We start from the raw sequence: 23,433 nt of genomic DNA, 5'->3' as shown, positions 1-23,433 counted from the left end.
TTTTTCACCCCTTAGTAAAATACAAAAAAAGGAACAAACGTTCTACTCAGGAGGGCTGCTCAATGACAAAAATTCCTGGAAACGAGCGGGATATCATTGAACAAGCGATCTATTTACCGATGCTGCTGACAGTTTTACACCGTGATTTGTCCGCTATTGAGAAAAGCTCGTTCAAGTTGAAAAAACCCTATCAACATTTGATTGAAAACACCATCCGGAAAGTGCAGAAAGAATTGGCCGAAGTGAAGCGGTATTTGCATAAAAATAATATTCGGGTGGAACGAATGAAGTCGGATGAGGCTTTTACGATGTACTTGTTCTTGTATAAAGGGTACGAAGAACACCATAATTACTTCAATCCCCGGCTGCGAAACAGGATCGAAGAACTAATGTGCCTTTATTTAAGCACCCGCTACCCTTCTTAAACGATAAGCACAAAGCGAATTGCTAAGAGGCAGTTCCTTAAGCCTGACTTGACCCTTCCACCGATAGTGCCCGACCGCCTCAGATCGTCACATTCTGTGGCTTCGGTGGCACTAGTACTTCCTGTACGTCGGCTGGCTCAAATCGGCGACGTCCTGTCGCTTCGCCTGCACTAGTACTTCCTGTACGTCGGAGCTTGACATATTCAATTTTAATTCGAACAAAATATTTCAAGTGATTCAATACTTTCTTCCTCTTCAAAAAAAGAGAAGAAGGCGTGACTGTCTTTTTCTACTCGTTGATCCAATAGGCCCCATTAGGCTCAGATGCCCGATTATGTAATAAATGAGACGGATTTTTGTTAAAATGTTCCATTCTCTTCATATTTTGTGTAAATTTGATCCGAAGCATAGCTGTTCGCGAAACTTGATTTTCTAGAGAGTAGAAAGAAACCGGGAGCTCAAAGCTTTCGCTATTCTGAAACGTGACAATTGTTGAATATGGACCATTCTTTTTATATGAAGCAATATAGTCATGGGAAATCCACGCACATTGAGGACTTGTCGGCGATGCGGTTGGAAATAAATAGATGGAAGTGTAGGGGTCTACAATAATGGGTGCCTTATGAGTGATGCCGATTAACTGCTTTGTTCCAGCCCTCCTGCCTGAATATGAGCTTCCAAAATACTCACAGCTTTTTTTTACAATCTCAAAGGTTTTGCAAGAAATCAAATAGCGGGCGCCTGCTTCAACTACTTCCGAGGATTCGTCGCCCGCTGGCCGAATCATCATCGTATAAGGATTAATTTCATAATTTGATAACGTTGTATCTTTTTCTGCCATTTTTCTTCCCCTTTCTTCAGCATTCATCCAATATGCCTATAATAATAGCATAGATTTCCAAAAACGTCATTAAAATTCTAAAAAATCAAAACATACCATTCTATCCACTCATACTTTATTACCTCATCAATGCATCAAAATATTTTTGTTCCAAGGCACCTTGAGTCCTTAGTCACGATAGGTTCAAATATAAAAAAACATCAGAAAATTTAAATTCCTGCCTTGTTTTTTTACCCAAATCCGTGTATAATTAAAAAAAGGTTCCGAGGTGATCATCGATGGAGAGGAAGAAAACTTATCAGGAACTGTTGAAAGAGTACACGATGACCCAAAATCAAAAAGAAGCTAAAGCGTTGCAATGGTACACAGAAATTTTCCTAAACGATCTTTTGCAAAAGCGGAGAGAGGAACAACTGCGTGCGGAAATTGATCTTGCGTTAGATCAAAGAGACGAGAAAGCTTTCACAAAGCTTTCCAAAGAACTCATTAACCACATAGGTAAATAAAACTGCATCCCCCTGAAAAGGGGGGTTTTTTTGCTTTGAAGCGCAAAATACTTCAAAGGACCAGTTCTTCATCTACAGCTAATTCTTCCAGGGCTAACAGAGTACTTCTAACGAGATAAAGAAAGTACGGGAGATACCTGTTATAGAACGGGCGCTGAAACCCGATTCCAGTGTTAAGTGATAGATATTCGGCGCAACTTAGGCATTGTTAGTTTGCGAAACTAAAGGATGGCTGCGGGGTTCATGAACCGCAGCCATCCTTGTTGACTAATCGCTCTCTCTTTCAAACTCGTCTGCCATTTTGATTCGCTCCAGCATCGTCGGGTGTCCATATCGGAAAATTTTTACTAAATACGGTGGATTGACCTCGCTTAACCCAGCTCTTGTCAAATCCTGGAATGTCCGTACAGCGGCATCACGATCTTCCGTCGTTTCCAATGCATACCGGTCCGCACGCATTTCCTGGTAACGCGATACCCAATTGGTTAGAGGGCTCACGGCAAAAAGCAAAATAGATGTAATAAGCAGAAAGGCTGGCAGAGAACTGATGCTGATTATGCTATTTACCTTCCAGACTGTTCCCCTCTTCTGAATCCACAGCTCCATCAGTTTCGCTGTCAGCCACAGGCCAACAAAAGAAAGCATTATATACCCCGCAATGCCTTTATAAATGTGCTTCTCCACATAATGACCCATCTCATGCGCCATTATGAACAAAACCTCTTCGTCATCAAGCCTTTCCAAGGTCGTATCCCAGAGGACAATCCTGGAATTGGAGCCAACACCTGTCACATAGGCATTCAATGCGTTAGTCTTTTTAGACATATCCACTTCATACACATGTTCGGCAGGAATGTCCGCTTCATCAGCAAGCGAAAGAATCTTCATTTCAAGCTGTTTATCTTTTAGAGGATAAAAGTCATTGTAAAGCGGGTCAATCACGACTGGCCGGATGAACATCATGAAGATTGAAAACGGGATGGATAACACCCAGACCGCTAGCCACCACTTCTTTTTGAATTTTTTCATCATCGAATAAATGACAAGGATGACTACACACATCGTTGCATAACTGATCCAGAAGTCCAGAAATTGATCCTTCATCCAAGAAGAGAAATACTGTGTGGAGATATTATAGGTCCTAGAAAAAAGATAGGATGTATAGGCAAACGGAAAAGTTGCGACAAATGAGGCAAGCGACAACCAAAAAAGGTAAATGATTGTTTGGAGCGGGAACCATTTCGTCGTCTTCCCTGCCCATCGTTCAAACATCGCAGATATGCCAAACAGTAAAATTAGATAATAAAACAGCCATTGATAAGGTTCCGCAAGAAAAAACATCAGGTTCCGGATTTTTGAATATTCCTCGCTCAGCATAAGCTCTCTGCTGTTTAAAAAAGTCGCGGGATCTATGCTCGTCCCTTTATACATGTGCGGAATCGAAGTGTCCGTCAAGAAAAACAGATACACATACATGGCTATACCAAACAAAAAATAAGCGATCACTGCCCGCAATGCCCATTTTCTAACCAATAGTCTCCCCTCCTTGTCCATTCATTATTATATGTAGAATAGATAGCCGGCAGAACAGAACCGATATGGTCCTATTGTCTCCTCAAAAGAAAAAAATAAGCGAAAGCTTTAAAAAAGCCCCGCCAATGTTAAATAAAAAATGAATAAATGCTTAATACCACAATAGAACCAATCACGACGATGATTACGTTGGCCCCAAGAAATGCAATGATAAAAGCAGCCGCGGCTCCCGCAACCCCAAAAAGAAGATTTCCTTCGTTAATAAGGAGAACAGCGGGAAATATCAATGCGCCAAGCGTAGCAAACGGAACATTTTGCAATACCCCCTGAAAAAAGGGCGGCAGCTCCCTGCCTCTGAACATGACGAAGGGCAGCATTCTCGGAATATATGTAACAACCGCCATACCAATAATTGTAAAAATGATCAATGAACTATTCATTGGCTGACTCTCCCTTCTTTTTTATGGTTTCAACCGCTTCGACCAAAATCGAGGACAGAAGAGTCGCCACAACGATAGCCCAGCCTTTTCCCATCACATTCCAAAAAACGAAAACGCTATTAAAAACAGCGGCTAAAAGAGCTAAGTAGACAACCTTTACACTTTTTCTCATGGAAGGGACAAGTAAACCGATAAACATGGCGTAAAGCGCTATGGTCATGCTGTCTTGAAGCACCTTCGGCAAACTGGCCCCTATGCCATAGCCAATGCCTGAAAAAACAACCCAACTGCTATATGCCAAAGAAATGATACCAAATAAATAACCAGTCGAAACAGTCCCTGCTTTCGTAGCGGCAACGGAAAAAGTTTCATCTGTAATTCCGAAGGCATAAACGGCTTTTTTCCACGGAACTTCTTTTTCTACTTTCTCGTTTAATGAGGCGGACATGAGAAAATGCCGGATGTTCACAATGAAAGTCGTCATGATCACTTCAAGTGATCCCGTTCCGAGCGCAAACATGCTAAGCGCCATATACTGAGAAGCCCCTGCAAACACAATGAGACTCATCAAGACAGTTTCTATCAGCGTAAGACCTGCTGTTTTTGCCAAAAGCCCATAGGTTAGGGCAATCGGGGCATATCCAACGGCTATGCTAACACCATCTTGGAGACCGAGGCGAAATTGTGAGGTCTTTACTTTCCGTACTGAAGCTTCCAATTCTCCTTACCCCCAAAAATCAATCAACTAATCTACTTATTTTGAACTTTTCACCACTTCACACCCTGCGGGTTGTTTGAAGCAGGAAATTCCTAACAACATCAGCGTAACCAAAGTTTTAATTAGGCTTTGCTTCTCCTAAAGTTAGAAGTCATATGGCTTCATTTTTAAGATTTTGTCCTGCATACATGAGCTTTAATCATTCAGTGTTTGCAAAAATATGAATAAGGCCAAAAAACATGATTCCATTCAACGAAACGTTATATTCCTCACTAAGTTTTACAAACCTATCTTTTACACAGTTAGACATTCCAGCAGCTTTTCTGCAGTATTTAGCCACTAAGATAAGATAGTAAAACATTAGGAATACTGAATGCTCATTTCATTGTAGCATCAGCCTTTCCATTATGTAAGACTGATTTACTCTAAGGAAGTGAAACTGCCCAGAATAACCGTTAGGCTCACACCTAACCAACCTTTATCTCCCATCTGTCTTCTCACGGTAAATGATAAACAGGAACGATTTGTTCATCAAAGGAAGAAATAATACGAAAGAGATCGATCAATGAACCGCAAACAACTTGCCCGTCTGCGTTTTGAATGTCTCCGATGTTTTTTCGTATATCACCAGGAGTCATATTATCTGCTCCTAGAGCACAAAGAGCCCCTGCTTCAGAAACAGCGGCTGAAAGTGTGGACGTGGAAGTACCAGCTATCCCAGCATGAATAATTGGTAATGGATGTCTGACAAATCACATATAGAAGTCTTTATATTAAGCATCCTTTCCTTCATCCTTCTTCATCAGCTTGCGAACGTTATCTTTAGGAGTCCAGCAATTGAATTGGTAATGGGTCTTTGTTTCATATCCCAATCTTTTGCAGTAGTAACTCATCTTTCCGTCTTTTCTTTCGGCAACAAAATGAACGCATGTTGCACAACAATGATATCTATTCATAATCAGCTCCCCCATTGCACCCTTGCCAAAAGAAACCGCAGGATCCAGACATTTCCTGGCCAGTCTACCGTCGATGGGCAAGCGTTTACGCTTTTCTTTATTGTCTAACTATAGCACACCGCTCTCCTCTATCCCGCCGGAGGTACTCCGATCTAGATGGCTTCGATCAATCTCATGAAGGCAACAAGCGCCTTCACTGGATTGACCTTCGCTGGACAGGAAGTACGAATGCAAACAAAGCGACAGGGTAGTTGTCCTGGATCTACCGGTTCCTTGGCTGGCTGCACTCGCCTCTAAACAACCTTGGCCGTTCCGCATTTCGGAGCAGTCTATAGGATAGACGCTTGTGCTTATTTCCCTTGATACATAGGCCTTCTCTTTTCACTGAATGCCTGGAGCGCTTCAAGCCGGTCCTCGGTAGGGATTGTCAGTTCATATGCTTTTCTTTCAATCTCCAACCCGGTCTGCAGGTCCGTATTCATTCCTGTTTTGATGGCATATTTTGCTTGTTGGACAGCAATCGGCCCGTTAGCAAGAATAGCGTCTGCAAGTTCCATTACTTTTTCCATCAGTTCTTCCCGCTCCGCGATTTTGGTAACAATTCCATATGTATATGCTTCTTCGGCTTTCATTCTCCGTGCTGTCAGGATCAATTCCATTGCCTTGGCTTCTCCAATTAAGCGCGGCAGCCTTTGCGTTCCTCCAGCACCCGGAATAATTGCTAAGCTTGTTTCCGTCAACCCCATGGTCGCTTCTTTTACTGCTATCCTAAAGTCGCATGCCAAAGCAAGCTCCATTCCTCCGCCAAAAGCATGGCCGTTCATTGCTGCAATGGTCGGCTGTGGCAATTTTTCTATTGCATGAAACACATCTCCAATTTTATTGACGTTGCGACGTACTTGCTGTTCGGACAACGTCTTCCTTTCTTTCAGGTCTGCGCCAACACTGAAGGCCTTTTCACCGGCTCCTTTCACAATCACCAATCGAACATTTTTGTCCGTTTTTAATATTTCTGCGGTTTCTCCCAATTCACACAGTGTTTCGTAATTAAAAGCATTTAAAGAATCGGGACGATTAATTGTTATAGTCGCAATAAAATCCTGCACATCCAACTGAATATTTTTCATAGCTAATCCCCTTCCTTATTAAGCTCACCTATATATATTTCTCGATTTCTTTGAAAAAACCTTTCTATCTATAAGAAAAGTGCAAGGGGTCCCTTTCTGTGACAGTATAAGATGAATTTTATGGGGCAGCGGCAGCTTCTCGGCCAACTCAACAATTTGGTCGGATCCTTTCACCCATGGCGTCGGCAGGCTCAGGACGCAATCTCTTTGTAGGAGCTAGGCGTCTAAAGCTCATTATTCGAATAAAAATTCGTTTAATCTTATAACTTTTCACCTAAAAAAATCACGGAAGAGAGCATCCGTGATCATTGAAGAACTCGATTTTTCAAATCCCTTTTCATTATTTTGCCTGTAGAGTTTTTCGGTAGTTCTTCAAGAAACTCGATGAATTTAGGCAGCTTATACGAAGCCAGTCTTTCAGCAAGAAATTGATGCAGCTCCGCCCTATCCACTTGTTTATCCCTTGGTACAATAATAGCTTTCACTGTTTCTCCTTGTTCCGCATCGGGCACGCCGATCACTGCGGCTTCCAGAACACCAGGATGTTTATACAGAACTTCTTCCACTTCTCTAGGATATACATTATACCCCCCAACAATGACAAGATCTTTCTTACGATCAACTATATAAAAATAACCTTCTTCATCCATTCTTGCCAAATCTCCCGTATACAGCCAACCTTCACGAATAGTCTCTGATGTTTCTTCGGGCATGTTATAGTACCCTTTCATGACGTTTGGCCCACGTACCGCCAATTCTCCCACCTCTCCTATAGGAAGTTCATTTCCAAATTCATCCATTACCTTATTTTCCACATTGAAAATAGATGTGCCGATCGATCCAGGCTTTCGGGGTCTGTCAAGCGGATTAAAACAGGTGACTGGCGAAGCTTCCGATAATCCATATCCTTCAGAAACAACTACATCGAATTTTTCTTCAAAATTTTTCAGTAAAGCGACTGGCATGGACGCTCCTCCTGAAATACATAGCCTCATAGAGGAAAAGTCACCAGGGTTACTTCCCGCATACTGATATAGGAAATTATACATCGTCGGAACCCCTGCAAAGATGGTTGCTTTATATTTTTGGGCAACTCGGAAAATTTCCTTCGGACTGAATTTTGGTACGATAATCAGAGCCGATCCGCTTATAAGCGGAGCATTCAAAACTACAGTCAGGCTGAATACATGGAACATTGGCAGCGTTGTAATGACCGTATCTTTACTATCCATTTTCAAATAGTCCCGGATATCACGTGCGTTGGAATATAGATTTCCATGGCTCAGCATCGCACCCTTAGGCTTTCCAGTCGTTCCAGATGTATATAAAATGACGGCCGTTTCCTCGCTATTTACAGGTACTGGTATAAAATCGCTATCTCCTGAATGGAGAACTTCAGAAAACGTTTCCATTCCTTCGGTTAATTGAGCTCCCGTTTCACAAATGATATAATGTTCAATTTTCGGTGCCGCCGTCCTCAATTTTTCGATATAAGGAACCATCTGATCCAAAGCGATGACGGCTTTTACATCTCCATCTTTCAATATGTAGGCAATTTCGGACGGAGTATAGGTTGGATTGATCGGAATCGCTGTCGCTCCAACTCTCATAATCCCATAAAGACTAATAATGAAATGCGGGGAGTTACCCAGCAGAAGAGCAACATGGTCCCCTCTTCCTATTCCCGCTTTTGCTAACCCGCTTGCAAACTTATTGACAGACACATTCAGTTCTTCATAGGTCGTCTGCTTATCCATGAAATAATAGGCGGTATTTTCACGGTTTTTCATTGCTGCCTCTAGTAAACTATCAGGTAAATTCATAACGTTTCCTCCTATTGAATGAACGATCATTCATTTTTTTGGCGTTAAAAATCCCAGATGCATTACTATTTTTAATTATAATAAAAGTTCAAAAAAGTCACAACCCTATTTTTCAGGCTGTGACTCCTCTCTTAATATAACAGCTCAATGATTTCATCCTTTGTAACGTTTCCGAAATAATGCTGGATGTCTACATTTTCAAGAACCTTAGCTATTTCCGATCTTTCATATTTTACTCCTATCAACCGCTCTTCAATATCATTTACATCCCCGATACCGAAAAAGTCCCCGAAAATTTTACAGTTGGTAATCTGGCCTTTATTCACATCCAAAAGGAATTCGATTTGGCCTACAGGAAAACGGCGTGAATGCTGAAAGTTAAATTTAGGAGATTTCCCATAATTCCAATCCCAATTCTGGTATCGGCTTTTCGAAATTTCATTGATCTTTTTCCAATCATCTTCTGTCAACTTATACGCTGGAATTGGATCCTGTCCGTCAAAAATATAACGGAGAAGGAGTTCCTTAAACTGCTCGGTGGTCATTTTTTCTTCCAGAAACTCCGAGATATTTGCTACACGGCTTCTGATTGACTTGATCCCCTTTGATTCGATTTTATCTTTCCGAACCTTCAATGCGGAAACTACATTTTCGATTTCGGAATCAAACAGCAATGTCCCGTGGGTAAACATGCGCCCTCTGGTCGCAAACTGGGCATTTCCAGAAATTTTTCGACCTTCCACCAGGATATCATTTCTTCCTTGCAATTCCGCTTTTATTCCAAGCTTCTCCAATGCCTGAATAACGGGTTCAGTAAACTTCCGGAAATTCATGAAGCTATCCCCTTCATCCTTCGTGATGAAGCTGTAATTCAAATTTCCCAAATCGTGATAAACAGCTCCGCCTCCTGACAGCCGCCTGACGACATGGATACCATTTTTTTCAACATAATCTGTATTGATTTCTTCAATTGTATTCTGGTTTTTGCCGATGATGATTGAAGGTTCATTAATATAAAAGAGTAAATACCCGTCGTCCTTCATTTCAAGGTTTTTAAGGGCAAATTCCTCAATAGCCAGATTGATTCGCGGATCCGTAATACCTTGATTATCAATAAAAAGCATGTTATCTTCTTCCCCTTTACCATTACATGCGCCTTGGCGTATTTGCGCCCAGATTTTATCGAGCCCCGATAAATTTCCTCTGAAAATCTGAGGCATCCGCCAGAGGCTTTAACTTTATTCAGCCGGGGTTTGAACCCCCACTGAATGGAGTACCAATATGCATTCATTTTACCACTTACAGAAGTGGGAGACTTCTGGTGAATGAAGTTAAATTATGATTTTCAGCCCTTCCGAAGCCATGAGAATTTCACCTGTGAACTGTTCTGCAGCTTCGTCTTTAAGCCTCGACAGATCTCCGAAATGGGGCAGATGTGTCAGGATGAGCTTGTCCACACCCGCTTGATGAGCAGTCATTCCAACTTCCTCGCTCGTCATATGACCAGCAGCACTTCCATCCATCCCTTTATAAAAATTCGATTCACAAAGCAATACATCAGCCCCTCTAGCAAAATCCTCCAGTTCTTTAAAGTATGAAGTATCGCCTGTATACACAAGAGCTTTTCCATCTGTCTCAATCCTCATAGCGAAACAGGGAACTGAATGATGTGTTTGCAAAAAGGATATCCGAAATGGACCAATATGTAATATTTCTTCAGGTTTATAAGCTATCCCTGCTGTTACATCTTTATAAGAAAGCTGATTAAAGCGCTCCAGATCCAGCATATGACCATAGATGGGGAGAGTTCTGTCATACTGGTTAGTGAACTTTCCAACATAAAGGGCGTGCTGGACTACACCAATATCCGCCGTATGGTCCGCATGATAATGCGAAAGAATCATTCCATCCAGCCTCTCAGCACTTATTATGGTCTGGAGCTTGGATAGGACAGCACTTCCGCAATCTATAAGCAAATGAAAACCGTTATGAGTCAACAAGTATCCTGAGCTTGCTTCCCCTTTTTTCGGAAATCCACCCCAGTGTCCAATAATGGTCAGTTCCATCTTCATCCCTCCCTTCCGATCTTCGATCAAATGCGCGCCTTGGCGTATTTGCGCCCAGATTTTATCGAGCATCGCTCGATAAATTTCCTCTGAAAATCTGTGGCATCCGCCGGAGGCTTTAACTTTATTCAGCCGGGGTTTTGAACCCCCATTCAACGGAATACCAATAGGCATTCATCTCACCACTTACAGAAGTGGGAGACCTCTGCTAAATGAAGTTAATCCTTACTATACTAGATTTTTAAATTTTTAGCAGAAAAAAAGAAAATTCCTGTTGACAGAAAAACAACTGTTATAATACAATATAAACAACGAAGCACCGTTGTATAACAAATTTGAGGGAGTGGACATTCAAATGATCGAAAATGCAGTTGAATTTTTTAAAAATTTACCTCCAAAGAAATGTACAGAATGCGGAGAAACCGTATCAGAACAACACGAGTGCTATGGAACAAAATGCGATAAGTGCTTAGATTTTAAATAAGCTGACATACTCCCCCACCGCTGGGGGTTATTTTTTTATTGTTTCATCTGTTATAATACAAAAATGGAACTGCCCAATGACAGCTCCATCCTCTCTCTAACGGCCTGCTCCAACCGCCTCTTTAATATTTGTAAATCCATCTCTCTTCAACAATTCCAGCAATCTTGTATTAATAGATTTGACGATTCCCGGACCCTCATAAATCATCCCTGTGTACACTTGGATTAGGCTTGCGCCAGCAAGGATTTTTTCATAGGCATCCTCTCCATTAAATATACCGCCAACACCAATAATAGGTACCTGATCGCCGATTTCTTCATATATTTCCTTAATCCATGCGGTTGACCTTTCTTTGAGCGGGAGACCACTGAGGCCGCCAGCTTCTTCAACATAGGCTTTTGAAGCCAGCCCTTTTCTGGACAGAGTCGTATTTGTAGCAATAATTCCGGAAAGACCTTCATCCACAGCAGCATGTACAACATCGCGCATATGTTCATCAGTCATATCAGGAGCCACTTTTAAGAAAATCGGCTTTTTCGCTGCGCCATTTGACTCCAGTTCAGCCTTTTTCCTCTGAATCGAAGAAATTAACTGTTTGAGACTCTCTATTTCCTGTAAGTCACGCAAATTAGGAGTATTAGGCGAGCTAATATTAATCACAAAATAATGTCCGTACGAATAAAGGATGTCCAAGCACTTTTCATAGTCGCTTGATGCTTCATCATTGGGAGTTACCTTATTTTTGCCAATATTAATTCCAATCGGCACACCTGCAGTTTCATAATGGTGCAGGTTCCTTTTAACAGCCTCTGCCCCATCATTATTGAACCCCATGCGGTTGATCACCGCACTGTCTTCAACAAGACGGAAAAGCCGCGGCTTTTCGTTTCCAGACTGCGCAACCGGTGTTATCGTCCCCACCTCTACAAAGCCAAAACCCATGGCGGACAGCGCATGATAAACCTCAGCGTTCTTATCATATCCGGCAGCCAATCCTACCGGATTTGGAAATCGTATTCCACAAACATCTATTGCCAAGCTTTCGTCATCAACCTGATACATTGACCGCAACAATGCTTTTCCGCCCGCCTTATCCGCAAGCTTCAATGCGGAGACGGTACGGTGATGCATCTCTTCAGGATCCATCTTAAATAAAAATTTCTTTATCAGAGGGTATATGACTCCTCACGCCTTTCTAATATACCGTTTCGAATTCTTTTCTCGGATTGATATTACCACTATCTCTCGAGACTCTCAATAAGGGAAAGCCTTCATTTTTGTCCGGCAAGTAAAAAATTCACCAGATTTACTTTTAAATGAATTATTTCTGAACATTGGCCTGTTACTGCCAATGTGTTGCATATATTAGGTATAATGGATGCAAAATATGTGTGTTTTTCGGGAGGGTTTTTTTTGAAAAAAGTTTTTTCCGTTATCTTTATATCTTTTCTTCTCATATTAAGCGCCTGTTCTTCCCCGAAGAGTGGCAGCCCCATTGAAGATTTCAATTATACAGATCAAGATGGGAACAGTTTCGGGCTTAAGGATTTAAAAGGTAAGGTCTGGGTCTCCGATTTTGTATTCACGAACTGTACGACGGTTTGTCCCCCAATGACGATGAATATGAGCGAACTGCAGAAAAAAGTAAAGGAAAAGGGACTGGACGATGTCCATTTTGTATCATTTAGTGTGGATCCGGAAATTGACACTCCTGAAGTGCTAAAAGACTACGGTGAATCCTTTGAAGCCGATTTTTCCAGATGGCACTTCCTTACAGGGTATTCACAAGAAGAAATCGAAAATTATGCACCGAAAAATTTTAAAACAGTCGTGAAAAAACCACGAGATGACGACCAGGTCATCCATGGAGTCAGCTTCTATCTTTTTAATAAAGAGGGGGAACTGATCGGGGAATATCCCGGGGATAAAGAAGTGCCATTCAAGCAGATCATTAAAGATATAAAAGCTTCTCTATAAGAAAAGTGAAAGGCCGACAAGCACAAGGCGAATTTTGATGAGGGAGTTCCTCAGCCGCCACAGGAAAGCTGCTAATTTCAATTACATCGTGAAAAGCTTCCTTGAGTATGCTTCATGTAGCTTTGCGACGAGGGAAACATATGCTTCCTTGAATAAGCTGTGCCGCAGGAGCACATTTCTTCCTGAATAAACTTCCGCGTGACTTGTGACCTCGAGGGGCTGACCAAGGCGCTGGCAGGCTCAGTACGCGACGTCCTGTCGCTTTGCTTGCACTTGTACGTCCTGTACGGCGTAGCTAGACATATAAAAACTTAATTCGAACTAAATATTTCATCTAATTTTATACTTTCTTTACTCATAAAAAAATAGTGCGGAAGAAAAGCCCAATCGGGACTTTCTTCCGCATTTTTTATGCTTCCTCAGCCATATGGCTCACAGCATATTGCTTCTTATGTTTATAAATGAAAAAACCTAACGTACAAATCATAAAGCCAAGAAGGAAACCACCCAGAATTCCTAGGTTATGCCACATGAAACTGAAATCCCCGCTAGAAATAACCGCTTTATACGCTTGAACGGAATAAGTCATTGGTAACAGAGCGTTGAACCACTGCAATTCATGCGGGATCAGTTCAAGTGGGAAGGTTCCTGCGCTCGTTGTCAATTGCAAAATCAAGATGACGATGGCAATGAATCTGCCTGGGTCGCCAAGCAATGTGACAAGAAACTGGATTAAGGCCACAAATACCATACTTGTTACGAAGGTTGTCAAAATAAAAAGCGGTACACTTTTCACTTCAATTTCAAGACCGTACAGCATGATGACTACCGCAAGCAGTGATTGTAAAATACCAACAATCGCAACCACTCCAAATTTCCCAATGAACCAGGAAAAGCCATTTTTAGGCCTGCTGGCCGGTTCCCTTAACGGAAATACAATCGATAAAAGTAAGGCGCCGACAAATAATCCAAGCGACAAGAAGTATGGTGCAAACCCAGTTCCGTAGTTAGGAACTTTATTCATTGGATGGTTTTCCACTTCTACAGGCTCGCCCATCATATCATATGTTTGGTCATCGGCATGGATAGAGCTTGATTTCTTAGCCGCATCGCCCAGTTTTTCCTTCATTTCGGCAGCTCCATCATCAAGCTGTTGGATGCCATCCGATAGCTCTTCAGAGCCTTCTGCCAGCCGCTTGCTTCCCTCACCAAGCTGGCTTGACCCTTCCGTCAATTTTTCCATTCCGCCGTTCAACTGTTTTGCCCCGTTATTCAGCTCTGCAGCCCCCGACTTTGCATCATTCAACTTTTGATCAAAAGTTGACATTCCATTGAGCAACTCGCCTTGTCCTCCAGCTAGCTGATTTGCCCCTTGTAAAAGCTCACCCGATCCACGGGAAAGTTCACCCAACCCAGACTGTAACTGTTGTTGCCCATCGTTCAATTGGCCGACTTTCTCATTTAGAGTAGCAGCACCTTTTTGCAGTTCACCGGCGGACGACTTCAATTGTTCTGTCCCTGCCGCCAATTCAGCACTCCCGGCTTCCAATTTAGATATCCCTTCCTGAAGCTGCCCTTTTAACTCATTTGCCAACTGCGCCTTTACTTCATCAGGAATTGGCAGTGCTGCAAGCTTTCCATCAATTCCATTCATCTGCTCCTTCATTTGGACAATTCCTGCATTCAGTTGATTTGCCCCCTGAGAAACTGTGCTTGCACCGGATTGGAATTGTTGAAGCTTTTCGGCCAACTGGCCTGTTCCATCATAAATTTGGCTAGTACCGGAAATAATTGCATCCATTGAACCCTCAGCCTGCATAAGCCCCTCTTCCAAGTTTTCCGAACCTGAAGCTAGTTTCTTAGCTCCTTCCCGTGCTGATTTCGTTCCATCTACGAGCTGTTTATGACCACTAGCAAGTTGGTCAAGGCCATTTGATAAGCTTTCAGTTCCAGATGACAACTCTCCGGCCCCTGACTTGATTTGGGATACGCCGTCTTGAAATTCGATTGATTTAGAAGCAAGCAAACTCAAATTTTCTTTCAATTTATTCGAGCCTTCATTTACTTTTTCCGTTCCATCACTTAGTTCGTTGGCTCCTTCAGTCGCCTGCTCAAATCCATCCGCCATCTCTTGTACTTTGTCAAACATCGTTTCAGCGTATGTAACAGTCACTTCCTTGGAAACTGCTGACTTAATTTCTTTCATAGCAGTTTCTCCAATTTGAGCAGACAGGAAATTGTACCCTTCGTTAGGCACATAATTCAGTTCCAACTTCTTCGGATTTTCATCCATCAAGGTAGTTGCATTTTCAGAAAAATCCTTTGGAATCTCAATCAACATGTAATAATCCTGCGACGCTAACCCCTTATAACCTTCCTTCTGTTTAATAATCTGGAAAGAAAACTGGTCGTTTTCTTTTAATTTTTCCACGAGCTCATATCCCAGTTGAAGATCTTCTCCTTCAAATTCGGCTCCTTTGTCATTATTAATAACGGCGACCGGCAGATCTTCCAATTTATCGTATGGATCCCAAAAAGCCCATAAAAACATACCGCTATACAGAATTGGAATCATCATCACAGCAATAATAGGTATTAATAATTTTTTATTACGGAAAATCTCTTTCCACTCAGCAATAAATAACGATTTTTTCACTTTTGTTCTCCCCTCGATACTGAATGACCATTTTCCTCATTTAGTCATTTTTATTGTGAAAACAAGGACTATCACTTGGACAATCCCTTAAACAGATAAAATTCGAATAAAGATGCTATCTTATCCTTATCCAATGGCTGATGACATTTTTCCCAGTCAAAAATTAGAGAAACATACATCTTCAACATAATGTAAGCTGTAACTTCTGGATCGCATTGTCTGATTTCACCTTTTTGTATCGCTTCCTCCACTTTATCTTTTATATAGTTGATAATCGCTCCCTCGACCCTTTGGATGACTTCCATGACAGTCGGAGTACCGATTTCCCTTTCCTCTTGAAACAGTTTAATCGTGAGTTGGTGATCTTTCCGAAACTCTAGCAAACGATAGATAGCTCTGTTGGCATTTTCATGGAATGATAAATCATCCCGGATTGTTTCTTCTGCTTCAGCTTTCATTTCTTTGATTAAAGCAGTCACTATTTCGGCAAGTAATTCTTCTTTATTCTCGAAAAAAGTATAGATCGTTCCCTTGCCGACATTGGCTATCTTTGCAATTTGATCCATCGTCGTGGCTTTATACCCGAACAGAGAAAATGATTTTGTTGCCGCTTCAACGATTAGCTGCTTTCGGTCAACAGCCATCTATTTCACCTCGCTTATCATTGACTAAAAAACCAAAATAGTCATTTTGTTCAAAATATAACACAGTTTTAAAATGGAGGCAAGAATGAGCCTCAAAAAAGGTATTGGGGAATAGTGGAAACCCAATTAGAAAGTAGCCTTTTATTAGTGTGAAAATTCAGCACTATAGATTTCTTCAAATCTCCATTCATACTAATCTGTGACCAATCTAGGCATAAAGAAGGTAACATCCACAAGAAATATTTACATATCTATCAAATGCGCCTTGGCGTATTTGCGCCCAGAATTTATCGAGCTCCGCTCGATAAATTTCCGCTGAAAATCTGTGGCATCCGCCGGAGGCTTTAACTTTATTCAGCCGGGGTTTGAACCCCCACTGAATGGAATACCAATAGGCTTTCATCTCACCACTTACAGAAGTGGGAGACTTCTGCTGAATGAAGTTAAACTTTCTAATTTGATGATTTGTCAGATGATACTTGAAACTCATCAATGATAACATTACCCTTGTCATCTTTTACTCTTAGTAACACATCACTTTCATTATTTGCATCATTAATAAGCTCCTTCTTCCCAAAAAGGCTACCATATAAATAATCTTGATCATTAAAGTTGAAATCAGAAAAACTTATTTCTATTCTTACTTGTTTGTACTCTTTACGATTTTTAATGTTCTCACATATCCGAGAAGCAATAAAAGAACAACTGTATATACAAATACACCGCAAATAGTATATATAGCTTTGAAATTTGTGCTTATTGAAGAATAACCACTGTGAGCATTATAATGGTCTTCTACGCCAGCATATCCTAACCAAATGCTAATTAACATAAATCCTAATAAGGTTAAAGCTAAAATAGCCTTTTTGTGAAAAATCATTTTAACTAAACTAGATTTAAAAATTGATATGAAGGATATCTGATTCTGTTGGTAACTTTTTGAGTGTGCTCTCCTTTGAAAAGGGATTAAAAAGAAAGTCATGAGTCCACTATAAACGAACAGTATTACTGCAATTTCAGAATACCCCATATTAATGCTCTCCTTTTCTTCAGTTGTATCATTCTTTACCTAGATTGTACATTCCGAGTTAACATCTGTTTTCATTTTTGCGAAAAAATTGATTGATACTTTTATGGGCTGAATAACAGGCCTCTTCCTTGTCGTATCTCGTACCAATCTCAGCTTCAAAAGCGATTTGTAGTTTATTTCTAATTTTTATGTATCAGGTGTTGCAAAATTATTTCTTCGCCCTAGTTCTTTAGCTGTTATCTCGATTCCTGTGTTAACCATCGGATATGCCTTAGCAATTTACCTTCTAATATCGAATCGACAGCTATATTTTCAACAAATTCATATTCTTATATTTTTCCAAGATCATGTAAATTACCCCTAAAAAAAGCAAGTCTTTATAAAGGATAGGATACAATTAGCCTATGATTTGGCCAAACTAAGTGTACAAAACGCGTGATATGCCACTCCAGAAATAATGGCATGGTAAACATTTCTTAAGCCGAATATTGTTTCAAATCAGTTATGTATTTTAGGAGTACAGATTTAGTAATTGTCTTGAATCTCATCTACAACGGAAGTTACTTAAGAACGATATCTTCCCTTAATACTTGGATAAAGTCCCTTGTACCTTAATAGGCTGTAACATCCTTTTCTGCATTAGCTCCCAATCTTTGAATCAACCTGTCCACTAACCCCTGTAAGAATAATTTTTAAACAAGTGTTCACGTTGCATCATTCAAGAACCATTGTGAGGAATGGATTTACTTAACCATATAATTTATTATACACTGAATTTACACAGCTATTAAAAGACTGTTACAAAACAAATATTTACATATCCATCAAATGCGCCTTGGCGTATTTGCGCCCAGAATTTATCGAGCTCCGCTCGATAAATTCCTTTGAAAATCTGTGGCATCCGCCGGAGGCTTTAACTTTATTCAGCCGGGGTTTGAACCCCCACTGAATGGAATACCAATAGGCATTCATCTCACCACTTACAAAAGAGGGAGACTTCTGCTGAATGAAGTTAAACTATTATGAGTAAAAACAATAAAGGAGAATCGAACATGACAAAGAGTGATAAAATCAGCAATAAAAAGGAGCTGTCATTAGAACAACGCGAAGAGTTGCTTAGTGTATTAAAAACTCGTTTTGAAAAAAACATGCATCGCCATAAAGGTCTTGAATGGACTAAAGTCAAAGCAAAGCTGGATGCTAATGCTGAAAAAATTTGGTCGCTCAATGAAATGGAAAGAACCGGCGGTGAACCGGATGTTGTTGGTCATGATAAAAAGAAGGATGAATACATTTTTTGTGATTGTTCAGCGGAAAGCCCTAAAGGTCGCAGAAGTGTTTGTTTCGACCGTGAAGGGCTGGAGTCAAGAAAAAAACATAAACCTGAAAATAACGCTATTGATATGGCAGCCGCCATGGGCATTGAACTGTTAACGGAAGAACAATATCGAGAGTTGCAGAAACTTGAGAATTTCGATATGAAAACGTCAAGTTGGGTGCAAACTCCCTCTGATATTAGAGAACTCGGCGGTGCGCTTTTTTGCGATTTTCGTTTCGGACACGTCTTCTTGTATCATAACGGCGCGGACGCCTACTTTGGTGGCAGAGGGTTCCGCTGCTCGCTAAGGGTCTAAATTTGAATCTGAGTGATCAAATGCACCTTACGTATTCGCGCCCAGATTTTATCGAGCTCCGCTCGATAAATTTCCTCTGAAAATCTGTGGCATCCGCCGGAGGCTTTCACTTTATTCAGCCGGGGTTTGGACCCCCACTGAATGGAATACCAATAGGCATTTATCTCACCACTTACAGAAGTGGGAGACTTCTGCTGAATGAAGTTAAATCTATAAGGGTATATTTTCACAGAAGAATTTCTAGCAATTAACCATCGAGTTTTCCCTCATGATCATCCGAACACCCGAAAAAATAAGAGGAACGGTCTTCAGAACCGCTCCTCCATTTTAATGAATGTGCCGTAAAACATCATCTACCGCTGCTTTTCCCTGGTCAATACAATCAGGAATTCCCAAACCTGCGTAGGAGCTGCCGGCAATGAATACCCCAGGCATATTATTCTGGAAATCAGATTTGATTTTATCAATCCGCTCTTTATGGCCGACAGTGTATTGCGGCATGGCCTGTTTCCACCGTGTTACAATCGTAAAATTTGGTTTTGCCGATAAATCCATTGTCCGCTTCAGATCTGCCAAAACAATTCTTTCTATCTCTTCATCTGATAAATCTACAACGGTTTCCTCACCCGCACGGCCAACATAGCAACGCAACAGAACTTTTCCTTCTGGTGTTGTATGCGGCCATTTTTTATGCGTCCAGGTACATGCCGTGATCGTATAATCACTGTTTCTTGATACTACAAAACCAGTCCCATCCAAGTGATCATCGACATCTTTCGCATCAAAGGCCATCGCAACCGTTGCTACAGAAGTGGCAGGCATTTCCTTCATCCCTTGAATGACAGGATTATCAGGAAACAAATCTGCCAGTGCAAAATGAGGCAGAGTAAGAATAATACTGTCCGCTTCGAGCCACTCTCCGTTATTCAGTTGAAGTTTGTACCCTTTTTCATTGTTATTCACTATTGAAACAACACGTGTTCCTTTTAATATCGAAGAAGGTTCGAGTTTTTCTTCAATTGCTTTGACAAGCGACTGCAAACCGCCTTTCAAAGTTAAGAAAATCCCTTGATTCTTTGCACTTACTTCCTTTTTCGGTCCAGAAGGTGTTGTCTTTTTCATCCCCATGATCAAACTTCTGTATTTCTGTTCCACCTGATAAAATTGCGGAAATGTGGACATTAGGCTAAGCCGGTCAATATCACCCGCATAAATGCCTGAAAGTAGTGGTTCAACCAAATTTTCCACAACTTCATCCCCTAGGCGTCTGCGGAAAAAGCCGCCCAATGATTGGTCCCCCGAAACTTTTGAGCGAGGCATGACAAAATCTGCAGCCGCCCTCATTTTACCTTGGATAGAAAATAAATCAGTTGTAATGAAAGGCGTGATTTTCGTCGGAATTCCCATAACTGCCCCCTTGGGCATTGGATGGAGCTTCTCGTTGGCAAGTACAAAAGACCGTCCCGCTGTATTGTTCACCAGTTCATCTTTCAAGCCGACATCTATAGCAAGTTCTGCCGCGCTCTTTTTCCTTTCAAGAAAGGAGTCCGGGCCGCGTTCGATTGTAAATCCATCTTTATAAACTGTTTGAAATTTCCCTCCAAGTTTATGGCTCGCTTCCACAAGCAAGACATCACATGGTAGCTTCTTTTCATGAATTGTTTTTTGTAAATAATACGCTGCTGATAAACCAGTTATTCCACCACCGATCACAACAACTTTTTTCTTGTCTTCTGCCAAACCGAAATCGCCTTCTTTTAATTAAAGTTTTCCAAGTTGCTTTAAAACAACTGTCGCCAGTGCATCAATAAATTCAGGCTGCGCATCTGGCATTGCAGGCCTGTAGTATGCTGAGCCGACTTCATCTGTCACTGCTTTGCACTCGTGGTCGTTATCATAGAGCACTTCCAAGTGGGTTGAAACAAATCCCACCGGTATATAAACAAAAGCCTTGTACTTTTTCTGATGGTATAAATCGCGTGTCAAATCCTGCACATCCGGGCCGAGCCATGGCTCGGGTGTATTTCCCTCACTTTGCCACCCGACCTCATAATCTTTAATACCAGCTCCTTTTGCAATCAGGTCTGCTGTCTCCTGCAATTGCTGAGGATATGGATCGTGAAATTGAAGAATTTTCTCAGGTAAGCTGTGTGCAGATACAATTAAACAGGCTACCTCCCGTTCATCACTCGGCATGCTATCGTAAACCTCATTTACCTGTCTGACCCAGTAATCGATGAATTTCGGTTCTTTGTACCAGCTTTCAATGGACGTAATTTCAAGGCCTCCCAATTCAACGGCCTTTTCTTGTGCACGTCCGTTATACGACTTGACGCTGAAAGTAGAGAAATGAGGAGCCAGGACGATCGATACGGCCTCTTTAATTCCATCGTCCTGCATTTTCTGTACGGCATCTTCAATAAATGGCTCAATATGCTTTAATCCGATATATGCTTTGAATTCCACCTCATCTTGGACTTCATTCAGCCGGTCAGCAAGTCCATAGGCTTGATTTTCGGTAATTTTTGCCAGCGGTGAAATTCCTCCGATCGCCTCGTATCTGTTCCTTAAATCTTCTAATGCTTCAGGAGAAGGCTTCCTCCCGCGCCTTATATGAGTATAGTAACGTTCAATATCATCTTCATTATATGGAGTTCCGTATGCCATAACTAGCAATCCCATTTTCTTTTTCGGCATCTTGCTGCTCTCCTTCTGGAAAAGATTACTGCTTTAGTTTCTCTGCACTATATTCATGAACAAATGCAGTCAGTTTTTTCAGTGTTTCCGGTTTGACCTCCGGGAAAACTCCATGGCCAAGATTGAAAACAAAGCCCGGCTTTTCTATCCCTTGATCAATGATTTCTTTTGCCCTTTCTTCTATGACATCCCACGAAGAAATAAGTACAGCAGGATCTAGGTTTCCTTGTACCGCTTTTGTAACGCCTAGCTTACGTGCATCAGCAATCGGCAGTCTCCAATCAAGACCGACCACATCAAGCGGTAGGTCATTCCATTCCAGCGCAAGATGGCTGGCTCCTACTCCATGCATGATAAGCGGGACATTCTCGTTTTTCAATTCGGTGAATATCTTTTCCATAACAGGTTTGATAAACGTTCGGTAATCTGCTTGGCTCAGCGCACCGACCCATGAATCAAACAATTGGACGGCGCTTGCTCCTGCCTGGATTTGTGCTTTCAAATAAACCACCGTCATATCAGCAAGCTTATCCATCAATAGCGACCACGCTTTTGGCTCCGAATACATGAACGCTTTCGTTTTATGGTAATTTTTAGAAGGGCCTCCTTCAACCATATATGACGCCAACGTGAATGGCGCCCCTCCAAATCCAATCAATGGGACCGTTAATTGCTCTTCCGTTAAAATCTTGATTGTTTCTAAAACATAATCAATATCTTTTTCCGGATGAAGCTCACCGAGTTTTTCAACATCAGTTGCAGAACGAATCGGGTTATCAATAACAGGGCCAACCCCACCGACGATTTCCACATTCACGCCTAGCGCAGGAAGCGGGGTCATGATATCTTTGTATAAAATTGCCGCGTCCACATTATAGTTTTCTACCGGAAGCCTTGTTACATAAGCGCAAATTTCCGGACGATGCGTAATTTCGAAAAGAGAGTACTTTTCTTTTAGTTCCCGATATTCCGGCTGAGAACGTCCAGCCTGGCGCATATACCAAACAGGTACATGATCCGTTTTCTCTCCTTTCGCAGCCCTTAAAAATGTATCGTTTGTGATTTTACCCATGAACAAGGAAGCCACCTTTCAGGTTTTTCTCGTATATAAAAATAATCTAATTCCACTCATATAATAGTACATGTGATTGACTCATGCCTACTATATTACTTTTCCTATCCAAAGTATAGGCGGGATGCGGGGTTGTCATAAATTTGTGCTTTTTTCACAAGCTTCCTTGCTTTGTTTTGTCCTCTCCCCATTTGGGTAGACTCATGTAAATAAGTACTCTATATGAAAGAGGTGTCTTGAATGTACACATATATTACAACTGGAACATTTTTCTTCTTAAAAAAAATGAAAGACAAACATCCGGAGGACTGCATGCTTTTAATGCAAAATGCAGACACCTGCCAATTGTGGCACGAAACCGAAGGAAAAACGATTTTTCAATCACCCAGAAAATACGAAGCCATCCATTCTTCTGGGCGGCTTGAACAGAAAGGCTTCGTTGCTTGCAACCATATACCTGTACGTGAAGAAAACCGTCCCGTTTTTGAATATACGTTCACAGAGCAAATGAAAAAAATCGAAGCGCTTCCCGGCTTCACTGCCTTTCGGCTACTTCGTCCACTATCCAATGACACGTACATTGCCATGACGATATGGAAGGACGAGGAAGCATTTAAAGACTGGAAACAATCTTCTCTATTCGCCGATTCTCATTCTAAGGCCATCCAATCTGCTAAGAGCACAAATATCTTTTCCGGACCTTCTTACCTGTCTGTCTTCGTGCTAGACGATGAAGATGAGATAAATACAGATTAGGCCTGATTATGCTGACACACCATGCCCTGGCCATCATATGATGAAGTA

General features: G+C 41.4%; 27 protein-coding genes. 6 read left to right on the top strand and 21 right to left on the bottom strand.

The genetic code is table 11. The features are described from left to right. Positions 1-62: 62 nt before the first annotated feature. Positions 63-425, top strand: a complete 363-nt coding sequence (locus D5F11_RS10935; protein ID WP_120116392.1) for a YhjD family protein — start codon at positions 63-65, stop codon at positions 423-425. Between the two features lie 289 nt (positions 426-714). Here the strand turns inward: D5F11_RS10935 and D5F11_RS10930 are convergent, their stop codons facing one another. Then, positions 715-1,266 carry a competence protein ComK gene (locus D5F11_RS10930; RefSeq protein WP_120116390.1) on the bottom strand — a complete coding sequence of 184 codons (552 nt, stop codon included), beginning with the start codon at positions 1,264-1,266 and terminating at the stop codon, positions 715-717. A gap of 278 nt (positions 1,267-1,544) precedes the next feature. Between D5F11_RS10930 and D5F11_RS10925 the strand changes: the two genes are divergently transcribed. Further along, a complete protein-coding gene (locus D5F11_RS10925; protein ID WP_120116388.1) occupies positions 1,545-1,772 on the top strand; it encodes an IDEAL domain-containing protein in 228 nt (75 codons plus the stop codon). A 267-nt stretch (positions 1,773-2,039) separates the two neighbouring features. Here the strand turns inward: D5F11_RS10925 and D5F11_RS10920 are convergent, their stop codons facing one another. The 10 genes from D5F11_RS10920 to D5F11_RS10880 form a co-directional block, all read right to left on the bottom strand. Continuing rightward, positions 2,040-3,305 carry a M48 family metallopeptidase gene (locus tag D5F11_RS10920; RefSeq protein WP_185830633.1) on the bottom strand — a complete coding sequence of 422 codons (1,266 nt, stop codon included), beginning with the start codon at positions 3,303-3,305 and terminating at the stop codon, positions 2,040-2,042. A 128-nt stretch (positions 3,306-3,433) separates the two neighbouring features. Continuing rightward, entirely contained in the window at positions 3,434-3,745 is a 312-nt protein-coding gene (locus tag D5F11_RS10915; protein ID WP_120116384.1) for an AzlD domain-containing protein, read from the bottom strand. Continuing rightward, positions 3,738-4,463, bottom strand: a complete 726-nt coding sequence (locus D5F11_RS10910) for an AzlC family ABC transporter permease (protein WP_120116382.1) — start codon at positions 4,461-4,463, stop codon at positions 3,738-3,740. Before D5F11_RS10910 ends, D5F11_RS10915 begins: the two co-directional genes overlap by 8 nt. A gap of 497 nt (positions 4,464-4,960) precedes the next feature. After that, positions 4,961-5,101: a hypothetical protein gene (locus D5F11_RS26335; protein WP_185830632.1), complete on the bottom strand. Its 141-nt coding sequence runs from the start codon at positions 5,099-5,101 to the stop codon at positions 4,961-4,963. Between the two features lie 135 nt (positions 5,102-5,236). After that, positions 5,237-5,419, bottom strand: coding sequence for a hypothetical protein (locus D5F11_RS10905; protein WP_120116380.1), 183 nt, complete (start codon positions 5,417-5,419; stop codon positions 5,237-5,239). Positions 5,420-5,769: 350 nt separating this feature from the next. Then, the gene (locus D5F11_RS10900; RefSeq protein WP_120116378.1) at positions 5,770-6,546 is read right to left on the bottom strand and encodes an enoyl-CoA hydratase-related protein; all 777 of its coding nucleotides are present in this window, start codon (positions 6,544-6,546) and stop codon (positions 5,770-5,772) included. Between the two features lie 305 nt (positions 6,547-6,851). Further along, complete coding sequence (locus tag D5F11_RS10895; RefSeq protein ID WP_120116376.1) at positions 6,852-8,369, bottom strand: fatty acid--CoA ligase family protein; 1,518 nt, start codon at positions 8,367-8,369, stop codon at positions 6,852-6,854. A gap of 131 nt (positions 8,370-8,500) precedes the next feature. Next, entirely contained in the window at positions 8,501-9,493 is a 993-nt protein-coding gene (lplA, locus tag D5F11_RS10890; RefSeq protein ID WP_120116374.1) for a lipoate--protein ligase, read from the bottom strand. Further along, the gene (locus D5F11_RS10885; RefSeq protein WP_126646558.1) at positions 9,409-9,660 is read right to left on the bottom strand and encodes a hypothetical protein; all 252 of its coding nucleotides are present in this window, start codon (positions 9,658-9,660) and stop codon (positions 9,409-9,411) included. The genes lplA and D5F11_RS10885 overlap by 85 nt, the downstream gene beginning before the upstream one ends. 40 nt (positions 9,661-9,700) lie before the next feature. Beyond that, positions 9,701-10,435: an MBL fold metallo-hydrolase gene (locus D5F11_RS10880; protein ID WP_120116549.1), complete on the bottom strand. Its 735-nt coding sequence runs from the start codon at positions 10,433-10,435 to the stop codon at positions 9,701-9,703. A 355-nt stretch (positions 10,436-10,790) separates the two neighbouring features. On the opposite strand from D5F11_RS10880, the gene yhfH reads away from it, so the two are divergent. Continuing rightward, the gene (gene yhfH, locus D5F11_RS10875) at positions 10,791-10,919 is read left to right on the top strand and encodes a protein YhfH (RefSeq protein WP_120116371.1); all 129 of its coding nucleotides are present in this window, start codon (positions 10,791-10,793) and stop codon (positions 10,917-10,919) included. Between the two features lie 96 nt (positions 10,920-11,015). Here yhfH and D5F11_RS10870 read toward each other — a convergent pair whose 3' ends face one another. Next, on the bottom strand, positions 11,016-12,098 hold the full coding sequence (locus D5F11_RS10870) for a quinone-dependent dihydroorotate dehydrogenase (RefSeq protein ID WP_120116369.1): 1,083 nt from the start codon (positions 12,096-12,098) through the stop codon (positions 11,016-11,018). A 234-nt stretch (positions 12,099-12,332) separates the two neighbouring features. Between D5F11_RS10870 and D5F11_RS10865 the strand changes: the two genes are divergently transcribed. Continuing rightward, entirely contained in the window at positions 12,333-12,896 is a 564-nt protein-coding gene (locus D5F11_RS10865) for an SCO family protein (RefSeq protein ID WP_244862185.1), read from the top strand. A gap of 409 nt (positions 12,897-13,305) precedes the next feature. Here D5F11_RS10865 and D5F11_RS10860 read toward each other — a convergent pair whose 3' ends face one another. The 5 genes from D5F11_RS10860 to D5F11_RS26330 all read right to left on the bottom strand — a co-directional run bounded on the left by D5F11_RS10860 (position 13,306) and on the right by D5F11_RS26330 (position 18,198). Continuing rightward, on the bottom strand, positions 13,306-15,552 hold the full coding sequence (locus D5F11_RS10860) for a YhgE/Pip domain-containing protein (protein ID WP_120116365.1): 2,247 nt from the start codon (positions 15,550-15,552) through the stop codon (positions 13,306-13,308). Between the two features lie 71 nt (positions 15,553-15,623). Then, complete coding sequence (locus tag D5F11_RS10855) at positions 15,624-16,196, bottom strand: TetR/AcrR family transcriptional regulator (protein ID WP_120116363.1); 573 nt, start codon at positions 16,194-16,196, stop codon at positions 15,624-15,626. 208 nt (positions 16,197-16,404) lie between these two features. After that, on the bottom strand, positions 16,405-16,710 hold the full coding sequence (locus tag D5F11_RS10850; RefSeq protein ID WP_120116361.1) for a hypothetical protein: 306 nt from the start codon (positions 16,708-16,710) through the stop codon (positions 16,405-16,407). Positions 16,711-16,836: 126 nt separating this feature from the next. Next, positions 16,837-17,226: a hypothetical protein gene (locus D5F11_RS10845; protein WP_120116359.1), complete on the bottom strand. Its 390-nt coding sequence runs from the start codon at positions 17,224-17,226 to the stop codon at positions 16,837-16,839. 813 nt (positions 17,227-18,039) lie between these two features. Next, entirely contained in the window at positions 18,040-18,198 is a 159-nt protein-coding gene (locus D5F11_RS26330) for a hypothetical protein (RefSeq protein WP_185830631.1), read from the bottom strand. An 80-nt stretch (positions 18,199-18,278) separates the two neighbouring features. Between D5F11_RS26330 and D5F11_RS10840 the strand changes: the two genes are divergently transcribed. Next, entirely contained in the window at positions 18,279-18,860 is a 582-nt protein-coding gene (locus D5F11_RS10840; protein WP_120116357.1) for a DUF4256 domain-containing protein, read from the top strand. Here the strand turns inward: D5F11_RS10840 and D5F11_RS10835 are convergent. From D5F11_RS10835 to hemE, 4 genes are all read right to left on the bottom strand, one after another. After that, entirely contained in the window at positions 18,857-19,090 is a 234-nt protein-coding gene (locus D5F11_RS10835; RefSeq protein WP_126646557.1) for a hypothetical protein, read from the bottom strand. The two genes, D5F11_RS10840 and D5F11_RS10835, sit on opposite strands and share 4 nt — an antisense overlap. Before the next feature lie 97 nt (positions 19,091-19,187). Next, complete coding sequence (hemY, locus tag D5F11_RS10830; RefSeq protein WP_120116355.1) at positions 19,188-20,600, bottom strand: protoporphyrinogen oxidase; 1,413 nt, start codon at positions 20,598-20,600, stop codon at positions 19,188-19,190. Between the two features lie 21 nt (positions 20,601-20,621). Further along, positions 20,622-21,557: a ferrochelatase gene (gene hemH / locus D5F11_RS10825; protein ID WP_120116353.1), complete on the bottom strand. Its 936-nt coding sequence runs from the start codon at positions 21,555-21,557 to the stop codon at positions 20,622-20,624. Positions 21,558-21,582: 25 nt separating this feature from the next. Continuing rightward, the gene (gene hemE / locus D5F11_RS10820) at positions 21,583-22,629 is read right to left on the bottom strand and encodes a uroporphyrinogen decarboxylase (protein WP_120116351.1); all 1,047 of its coding nucleotides are present in this window, start codon (positions 22,627-22,629) and stop codon (positions 21,583-21,585) included. Positions 22,630-22,869: 240 nt separating this feature from the next. Here hemE and D5F11_RS10815 point away from each other — a divergent pair, with 240 nt between their 5' ends. Further along, positions 22,870-23,385 (top strand): antibiotic biosynthesis monooxygenase family protein, encoded by a 516-nt coding sequence (locus tag D5F11_RS10815; RefSeq protein ID WP_120116349.1) that lies wholly within the window; start codon positions 22,870-22,872, stop codon positions 23,383-23,385. Positions 23,386-23,433 lie beyond the last annotated feature (48 nt).

The organism is Siminovitchia terrae (assembly GCF_003605405.2).
In the GTDB taxonomy this organism is placed as follows: Bacteria; Bacillota; Bacilli; order Bacillales; family Bacillaceae_C; genus Siminovitchia; species Siminovitchia terrae.
Note: the sequence above shows the minus strand (reverse complement) of the source record. Positions and strands in the feature narration are given on the sequence as shown.

Coding starts and splice junctions, on each gene's coding strand:
- D5F11_RS10840 (WP_120116357.1), top strand. CDS start 18,279: ATGACAAAGAGTGATAAAATCAGCAATAAAAAGGAGCTGTCATTAGAA.
- D5F11_RS10845 (WP_120116359.1), bottom strand. CDS start 17,226: ATGGGGTATTCTGAAATTGCAGTAATACTGTTCGTTTATAGTGGACTC.
- D5F11_RS26335 (WP_185830632.1), bottom strand. CDS start 5,101: ATGACTCCTGGTGATATACGAAAAAACATCGGAGACATTCAAAACGCA.
- hemE (WP_120116351.1), bottom strand. CDS start 22,629: ATGGGTAAAATCACAAACGATACATTTTTAAGGGCTGCGAAAGGAGAG.
- D5F11_RS10815 (WP_120116349.1), top strand. CDS start 22,870: ATGTACACATATATTACAACTGGAACATTTTTCTTCTTAAAAAAAATG.
- yhfH (WP_120116371.1), top strand. CDS start 10,791: ATGATCGAAAATGCAGTTGAATTTTTTAAAAATTTACCTCCAAAGAAA.
- D5F11_RS26330 (WP_185830631.1), bottom strand. CDS start 18,198: ATGAATGCCTATTGGTATTCCATTCAGTGGGGGTTCAAACCCCGGCTG.
- D5F11_RS10850 (WP_120116361.1), bottom strand. CDS start 16,710: ATGACAAGGGTAATGTTATCATTGATGAGTTTCAAGTATCATCTGACA.
- D5F11_RS10935 (WP_120116392.1), top strand. CDS start 63: ATGACAAAAATTCCTGGAAACGAGCGGGATATCATTGAACAAGCGATC.
- D5F11_RS10880 (WP_120116549.1), bottom strand. CDS start 10,435: ATGGAACTGACCATTATTGGACACTGGGGTGGATTTCCGAAAAAAGGG.
- D5F11_RS10915 (WP_120116384.1), bottom strand. CDS start 3,745: ATGAATAGTTCATTGATCATTTTTACAATTATTGGTATGGCGGTTGTT.
- D5F11_RS10885 (WP_126646558.1), bottom strand. CDS start 9,660: ATGAATGCATATTGGTACTCCATTCAGTGGGGGTTCAAACCCCGGCTG.
- D5F11_RS10900 (WP_120116378.1), bottom strand. CDS start 6,546: ATGAAAAATATTCAGTTGGATGTGCAGGATTTTATTGCGACTATAACA.
- D5F11_RS10925 (WP_120116388.1), top strand. CDS start 1,545: ATGGAGAGGAAGAAAACTTATCAGGAACTGTTGAAAGAGTACACGATG.
- hemH (WP_120116353.1), bottom strand. CDS start 21,557: ATGCCGAAAAAGAAAATGGGATTGCTAGTTATGGCATACGGAACTCCA.
- lplA (WP_120116374.1), bottom strand. CDS start 9,493: ATGCTTTTTATTGATAATCAAGGTATTACGGATCCGCGAATCAATCTG.
- D5F11_RS10855 (WP_120116363.1), bottom strand. CDS start 16,196: ATGGCTGTTGACCGAAAGCAGCTAATCGTTGAAGCGGCAACAAAATCA.
- D5F11_RS10895 (WP_120116376.1), bottom strand. CDS start 8,369: ATGAATTTACCTGATAGTTTACTAGAGGCAGCAATGAAAAACCGTGAA.
- D5F11_RS10930 (WP_120116390.1), bottom strand. CDS start 1,266: ATGGCAGAAAAAGATACAACGTTATCAAATTATGAAATTAATCCTTAT.
- D5F11_RS10905 (WP_120116380.1), bottom strand. CDS start 5,419: ATGAATAGATATCATTGTTGTGCAACATGCGTTCATTTTGTTGCCGAA.